The following is a 2,576-nucleotide window of genomic DNA, read 5'->3' as shown; positions in this document are numbered from 1 at the left end:
TGGAGGGGCCGTTCGCGCAGTAAACGGAAAGTACAGGTCAGGGAGCACCCCCCCTTGCAGAAAATAGGAGGTTCGGGCATCATTGGGTTTTGTGAGGCCAGAACCCCTTTAGAGGCCAAAGGCGGTTTAAGCGAACCCTATAACCCGACGACAATCAATCCCCAGGTCAAAGGAGGAGGCAGGCAGGCACTGAGGGCACCGGGGATCCGCCCGTAGGCGGGCCCGGGAGGGGTATGGGGCTCTAGGTGTTCGGGCCCGGGGATCTTGAAAACCTGCGCCTGAAAAGGCTTTTGGCTTTAGGCCGGGCCTTGCCAAAAAGGCTTGGCAGGCCCGGAATGCATAGCCAAGGAGGTTAGATGAAGGATATCCTTCAGGGACTTAAGCCGGAAAAGTCCATAGGTTTAAGGACCCTAAGGGCCTTGCTCCTTGAGCACCAGGCCCATGCCCTCCCCTGGAGGGGGGTACCCGTCACGGGCTTCCTCCTCAAGGACCAGGTGGAGGTTTCCCTGAAGCGCCAGGGCCTTGCGGGCTGGTTCGCTCCCATGCTCGAGGCCCACAAGGAAGCCCTGGAAAGGGCCCTTAAGGAGGGAAAGACCGGGGTCTTCTTCGTGAGCGACCCCGAGAAGCTGGTCCTCACCCCCTTCGCCTTTCCCCGGAAAAAGGAGCTCCTTGCGGACCTGGGAGAAGAACCCTACCGCTTTCCCCAGGAGATCGTCTCCCCCAAGGCCCCCATGGTCCGCATCCTCCCCCCCTTCCAGATGGAGGAGGCCGAGGTGGAGGTGGACCCCCTTCTCTGCTTTACCCCTCCCTACCGGGCTGAGCTTGCCCTCCTGCGGGAGCTTGGGCTAGAGGAAAACCCCAAGGCCCTGGTTCTGGCCCTGGCCCTCTACCGGGGTGACCCCACCTCCAACGAGACCCTAGCCCGGAGGGCCTTGGCCCATCTCCCGGTTTTCCGGAACATGCCCAGGCTTTCCCCAAGGGCCCAGGCCTTTCTCCAGGCCTTTGAGAAGGCCCTACCCTCCTTCCTCGAGCAGGCCAAGGAGGAGGACAGCCTCTTCCTCCTCCAGGGCACCAAGGCCACCGCCTACCCCTTGGAACCCCAAAAAGGGGGCCCTGAGGTGGTCCACCGCTCCTCCCTCGAGGCCTGGAAGGGCCGGGCCCCCTTCACCGCCCAGGCCATCCTGGAAGGGGAGATCCCGAGCCTCAGGGACTTTCTCCGGAGTCAAGCCCTTCTTGCCGCCCTCCTCACCCATCCTGGGGACGAGTACCTTGGGGCCAAGCACCGGGCCCTCAAGCACAAGCTTCCTCAAAGCCTCCTCCTCGATGCCCTCAAGGAGCTGCACTCCCCCCTAGGCCCCCTGCTCGTCCCAGAGCGGAACCTGCTGCGGGAGGTGGAGGTGCCCGTACCCGAGGCTAGCCTCCTTCGCTGGAAGGAGGCCTTCTTGGAGGTATCGGAGGAGGGCCTTTACTTCCTCGCGGAAACCCGCAGGGGCCTCTACCTAGCCCTCCTGCCGGGCAGGCAGGTCTACCTCAACCGCCTAGACAAGGCCCTCTACCTGAGGACCGGTCTGGAGGCTTAAGAGGGCAGGGGGCTAACCCCTGCCCTTTACACAACATTTAAAAAACCTGCCCATCCAGCCCACCCCCCTGCCCAAGGCCCGGGAAAACATAGACCAGGCGATATACGGCCTGGTCTGAGGCGGAAGGGAGGCTACCTATAACGTGTTGCCTAGGGGCCTAGCTCAAAAGGACAAAGGGGCTTAGGTGGGGCTTTCCTATGCTCTAAGATGGCCCGGATGGACGGGGGAAGAGAAACCTCACCTGCCAGAGCCCACCGGCCCCCTTACGAGGGAGCGCCCCCAGTGGCATGCGGAAACAAGGGAGGCCGTCCTCCAAGGGCTTGGGACCGATCCCGAGAAGGGGCTTACCTGGGCCCAGGCTAGGGAACGTCTGAGAGAATACGGTCCCAACGAACTTAAGATCCAGCCAAGGGAAACCTGGTATCGGATCCTAGCCCGCCAGTTCGCTAATACCCTCATCATCATCTTGCTCCTTGCGGCCTTAATCTCCTTCGCCGCAGGAGAGGTTGGCGACGTTCTGACAATCCTCGCCATCGTTCTCCTCAACGGGCTTCTCGGCTTCTTCCAGGAGTGGCAAGCGGAAAACGCCCTGGCAGCCTTGGCCAAGATGCTGGCCCCCACCTGCAAAGGGATCCGTGAAGGCCAGGTGAAAGTTCTCGAGGCCCGCCTCCTGGTGCCAGGGGATCTGGTCCTCCTGGAGCCCGGGGACCGGGTGCCCGCAGATCTAAGGCTGCTCGAGGCGGTGAACCTGGAGGCCGACGAGTCGGCCCTCACGGGGGAGTCCCTCCCAGTCCCCAAGTCCGTAGCCCCGGTTCCCCCCAACACCCCTTTGGCTGACCGCTCCTCCATGGTCTGGATGGGCACCCACATCACCAACGGGCGCGGCCTCGGGGTGGTGGTGGCCACGGGTATGGCCACGGAGTTCGGCCAGATCGCCCAGCTCGCCGAGACCGTCCAGCAGGAGCCCACGCCCCTTCAGCGCAGGCTTGCCCTTTT

The 2,576-nt window shown here is 63.1% G+C and carries 2 protein-coding genes; both read left to right on the top strand.

Translation table 11 applies throughout. The features are described 5' to 3' along the window. Positions 1–356: 356 nt before the first annotated feature. On the top strand, positions 357–1,580 hold the full coding sequence (locus TNMX_RS00140) for a hypothetical protein (protein WP_019551777.1): 1,224 nt from the start codon (positions 357–359) through the stop codon (positions 1,578–1,580). A 184-nt stretch (positions 1,581–1,764) separates the two neighbouring features. Continuing rightward, positions 1,765–2,576 (top strand): HAD-IC family P-type ATPase (locus TNMX_RS00135; RefSeq protein WP_038028208.1); only part of this gene is annotated, 812 nt, incomplete at its 3' end.

The sequence above is a fragment of the Thermus sp. NMX2.A1 genome (assembly GCF_000511705.1).
GTDB lineage: Bacteria > Deinococcota > Deinococci > Deinococcales > Thermaceae > Thermus > Thermus scotoductus.
This window is presented reverse-complemented; position numbering and strand designations above follow the sequence as displayed.

Excerpts from the sequence above, each read along its gene's own strand:
- TNMX_RS00140 (WP_019551777.1), top strand. The coding sequence starts at position 357 with ATGAAGGATATCCTTCAGGGACTTAAGCCGGAAAAGTCCATAGGTTTA.